The following is a 4211-nucleotide window of genomic DNA, read 5'->3' as shown; positions in this document are numbered from 1 at the left end:
CTTTCGCAACCTTCAACGTTGCGGAAGTGGCTTTCGCAACGCCTTTCCGGCGAGTCCCGAACAGACAGGAGTTTCATGCCCACCTCGTCCGAAGTCATCGAAACGATCACCGAACGAGCGAAAGAAGCAGGCGTCCGGGTCCGGTTGCACGCGGCCGAAATCGACGGCACGCGGCGGATCGGCGTCGACGAGCACACCCCGGTCGTCACGGCGTCGGTCTTCAAGGTCCCGATCGCGCTGGAACTGGCGAAGCAGGGCGCCGAGGGCGGCCTCGACCTCGGCGGGCGGATCACCGTCCCACCTGGACACCCCACGCCGAGCCCGTACGGCCTCGCCACTTTCCGGCACGAGGTCTCGATGTCCTGGTACGACCTCGCGATCCTGATGATCGGGATCAGCGACAACGTCGCCACCGACCTGATCCTCGACCGCGTCGGGAAGGAAGCGACGGAGAAAACGTTGCGCGGCCTCGGTTTCGAGCACACCACCGTGTCACAGGACTGCGGAGAGGTACTCCGCGGTATCGGCGAAGACCTCGGGATCTCCTACGAGGACGACGAAAGACTGCTGACCGAACTCCCGATGGAGCGGATCGCCTCGTTACGCGCGCTCCAGCCGGAGCACAGTTGTGCCACGACGGCCGAAGAGATCACCCGGCTGCTCGGGATGATCTGGCGTGACGAGGCGGCGTCGCCGACCGCGTGCGCGGACGTCCGGCGCTGGATGGAACTCCAGGTGTGGCCGCACCGGCTCCGGTCCGGCTTCCCGGACGACGGGATCCGCGTCAGTGGGAAGACCGGGACACTTCCGGCGGTGCGCAACGAGGTCGGCGTGGTCGAATATCCGGACGGCGGCCGTTACGCGGTGGGGGTTTTCACCGACGCCGTCGACGCGCGGTCACGGGTGCCGGAGCGGGACGCGTTCATCGGGTTCGCCGCGGCACAGGCCGTCGAATGGCTCAGGCTTTGCGCCGCGCGAGATGGCGCATGATCAGCAGCACGATGCACACGACCGCGACGGCGCCGGCGATCATGCGGAAGGTCCAGTCCAGCCCCGCGAACTGGCCGATCGCGTTGGTGGCCGCGCTGACGAGAAGGACGAGCCAGAGGGAAGCGGTGACCAGTGCGCCGCTGGACTTTTCGGTGTCGTTCATGAAGAAAACGCTAGAGTTCGGCAGGGCGGGCGACCAGGGGAGTGGCCCCCGTCGCGAGGTGGTGCTGGCGCTACCCCGCCGAACAAAGGAGTCTCAGCGTGGCGATCCAGCGGATGGACAACGTCCTCATCGTCGTCGAAGATCTCGACGCGGTCATCGCGTTCTTCGTCGAGCTCGGAATGGAACTGGAGGGCAGGGGGCCACTCGATTGGCCTGGGGCTGAACGGGTCGTCGGACTCGAAGACGTCAGCCAGGACGTCGCGATGCTGCGGGTCCCGGACGGTCCCGGCCGGATCGAGCTGGCGAAGTTCCATCGGCCGAAGGCCATCACGCCCGAACCGAAGGACGCTCCGGCGAACACGCTGGGGATCCGCCGTGTCATGTTCGCGGTGGACGACATCGAGGACGTCGTCGCCCGCCTGCGTGGCCATGGTGCGGAACTCGTGGGTGCGGTGGAACGGTACGAGGACATCTATCGGCTCTGCTACGTCCGGGGTCCCGAGGGCATCGTCGTCGGGCTGGCGGAAGAGCTCTGAGTGTCGAGCGGGACGCTTCCCGGCCACGGGCATATCGCGAAAGCCATTGAGGAGCACACGCCGGGGTGAAGGGAGCCTTCCCCGCATCGCATGAGAGGAAAGCTCCCTTCATCCCGCCAGAAAGCGACTCTCTTGGTTCTGGCCGTCCTCAGCCCTTCCCGCCCAGGTAGGCCAGCACCGCCAAGACCCGCCGGTGCCCGCTGTCCTCCGGCAACCCGAGTTTCGCGAAGATGTTCCGGATGTGCTTGTGCACCGCGCCGTCGCTCACCACGAGCAGTTCGGCGATGGTCGAGTTGTTGTAGCCCTCCGCCATCAGCCCGAGCACCTCGCGCTCCCGCGCGGTCAGCCCTTCGAGCGGATCGGTCGCCCGGCGGTGCGCCATCAGCTGGGTGATGACCTCGGGGTCCATGGCCGTCCCGCCCTTGACGACCCGGTCCAGCGCGTCGAGGAACTTCTCGACCTTCCCGACCCGCTCCTTGAGCAGATACCCGACGGCCCCCTTGCCGTCCGCCAGGAGTTCCGCCGCGTAGCCGGTTTCGACGTGCGCGGACAGTACGAGCACGGGCAGCCCGGGATACATCTTCCGCGCTTTGACGGCGGCGCGGAGACCTTCGTCGGTGTGGGTCGGCGGCAGCCGGACGTCGGTGATCACCGCGTCGGGCCGGTCCTTGGTGACCAGTTCGAGGAACTCGTCCACGTCGTCCACCGCGGCTGCGACGTCGATGCCCGAGGTGTTCAGCAGCATCACCAGGCCTTCGCGCAGCAGCGCGTCGTCCTCGACGATCACGACCCGCATGGCAACTCCACTTTCAGTACGGTCGGCCCACCGGCGGGGCTGGACAGTTTCAAGGTCCCGTCGAACGCCTCGGCCCGTTTGCGGATCCCGGACAGACCGCTGCCCGCGGCTTCGTCGGCGCCGCCGTGGCCGTCGTCGCGGATCTCGATGAGCAGGGTGTCGGCGGTACCGTCGAGGGTGATCCAGGCGTGTTCGGCACCGGAATGTTTGGTGATGTTGGCCAGCATCTCGGCGACCACGAAGTAGGCGGCGGCCTCGACGGCGGCGGGACGGCGGCTGCGGCTGCGCACGTCCACTGTGCACGGAACCGGGCAGCGATCGGCCAGCGCGGTGACGGCACCGTCGAGACCGCGGTCGGTCAGCAGAGGCGGATGGATGCTGCGCACGACGGTCCGGAGCTCGGCGAGCGCGCCGGTCGCGGTGTCCTGCGCCTTGCCGAGCAACTCCCGGGCCCGCTGCGGATCTTTGTCGAACAGCGAATCGGCGATCCCCAGTTGCAGGACCACCGCGGCGATCCTCGCCTGCGTCCCGTCGTGCAGGTCCCGTTCGAGGCGACGGAGTTCGGCGCCGTGCGCCTCCAGCGCGGCGGCACGCGACGCGGCCAGTTCGACGACGCGGTCCGTGAGCACGACACCTGGGGCGGGCGCGAGCAGTTTGCGCGCGATGGACGCCTGCCACCGGGCCAACCGGGGGTAGAGAAGGATCAGCGCGATCATGCCGACACCGGTGACCAGGCTGAGGGCGGCCATCGGCCACGACGTCACCATGAAGCCGAGCGAGCTTTCCACCCCGCCGGGCACCAGCGGCCAGCTGAACGCCGTGACGATCTGACGGAGCCCGCCGAGCGGAAAGGCGATGGCGAAGATGCCGATGACGAAACCGGTGGCGCCGTGGAAGACGAGCCAGGCGAGGTCCCGTCGCGACGCCGGGTCGGTCACCGGGTTCCCGGACCGGTACGGCTCGGGGATCGGCTCACCCAGCAGGCGCGCCGCCCGCCGTCGTTCGAAGCCGACCGGACGGCGGATCAGCTGGAGCGCGACGGGCAACGCCGGGATCCCGACGCCGAATGGGCACATCATCAGCACGAACAGCATGCCGACGAGGACGAACCAGGCGACCATCGAGGAGGCCGCGCCGACCGCCAGGTACCGGATCGCGGACCAACAGGACCGGAGCCGGGTGATCACCCCGACAGTCTCCCATCCCGCCGCTCACGGCTCTCAGCCCGTGGCGCGTGAAATCCTTTGCGATACTCGGGGCATGATCTTGATCGTCCTCAAAGCACGGATCCGTCCCGAGAAGCGAAGCGAGTGGCTGGCCGGTATCGAGCGGTACACCCGGCAGGTGCGCGACGAACCCGGCAACATCTCGTTCGACTACTACCAGAACGCCGGTGACGAGAACGAATTCGTCCTCGTCGAGGTGTTCGCCGACAGCGCCGCAGGTGACGCGCACGTCGCGACCCGGCACGCACAGGACTTCTTCCCGTTCATGTCGACCGTCGTCGCGGAGAAGCCCCGGATCAACTACCAGAACCTCGACGGCGACGCCTGGTCGGAGATGGCCGAGGTCACCCCGGTCGACTAGGGCGTGTCCTGTCGGCGGTCTCCGTGCCCGTGTCGCGAAAGCCCCCGTGGCGGGGGGTGTTTTGCCCCACCGGGGGTTGGGGCCACCAGGGTGGCGGGCCCGCCGCCACCCCATGGGGGGGCGCCCCCAGGCCGCCGGC

The 4211-nt window shown here is 68.2% G+C and carries 6 protein-coding genes; 3 read left to right on the top strand and 3 right to left on the bottom strand.

Features of this window, described 5'->3' with window-relative positions:
• Nucleotides 1-75: 75 nt before the first annotated feature.
• Nucleotides 76-990, top strand: a complete 915-nt coding sequence (locus ACFVM3_RS30135; protein WP_378443326.1) for a serine hydrolase — start codon at nt 76-78, stop codon at nt 988-990.
• Here the strand turns inward: ACFVM3_RS30135 and ACFVM3_RS30130 are convergent.
• Nucleotides 959-1153, bottom strand: a complete 195-nt coding sequence (locus ACFVM3_RS30130; protein WP_378443325.1) for a hypothetical protein — start codon at nt 1151-1153, stop codon at nt 959-961. The two genes, ACFVM3_RS30135 and ACFVM3_RS30130, sit on opposite strands and share 32 nt — an antisense overlap.
• A 98-nt stretch (nt 1154-1251) precedes the next feature.
• Between ACFVM3_RS30130 and ACFVM3_RS30125 the strand changes: the two genes are divergently transcribed.
• Nucleotides 1252-1689, top strand: a complete 438-nt coding sequence (locus tag ACFVM3_RS30125) for a VOC family protein (RefSeq protein ID WP_378443324.1) — start codon at nt 1252-1254, stop codon at nt 1687-1689.
• Between the two features lie 148 nt (nt 1690-1837).
• Here ACFVM3_RS30125 and ACFVM3_RS30120 read toward each other — a convergent pair whose 3' ends face one another.
• On the bottom strand, nt 1838-2485 hold the full coding sequence (locus tag ACFVM3_RS30120) for a response regulator (RefSeq protein ID WP_378443323.1): 648 nt from the start codon (nt 2483-2485) through the stop codon (nt 1838-1840).
• Nucleotides 2473-3672 (bottom strand): sensor histidine kinase, encoded by a 1200-nt coding sequence (locus ACFVM3_RS30115; protein ID WP_378443322.1) that lies wholly within the window; start codon nt 3670-3672, stop codon nt 2473-2475. The genes ACFVM3_RS30120 and ACFVM3_RS30115 overlap by 13 nt, the downstream gene beginning before the upstream one ends.
• Before the next feature lie 73 nt (nt 3673-3745).
• Here ACFVM3_RS30115 and ACFVM3_RS30110 point away from each other — a divergent pair, with 73 nt between their 5' ends.
• Nucleotides 3746-4072, top strand: coding sequence for a putative quinol monooxygenase (locus ACFVM3_RS30110; RefSeq protein WP_378443321.1), 327 nt, complete (start codon nt 3746-3748; stop codon nt 4070-4072).
• Nucleotides 4073-4211: the final 139 nt, after the last annotated feature.

Source organism: Amycolatopsis sp. NPDC057786 (genome assembly GCF_042797905.1).
GTDB lineage: Bacteria > Actinomycetota > Actinomycetes > Mycobacteriales > Pseudonocardiaceae > Amycolatopsis.
This window is presented reverse-complemented; position numbering and strand designations above follow the sequence as displayed.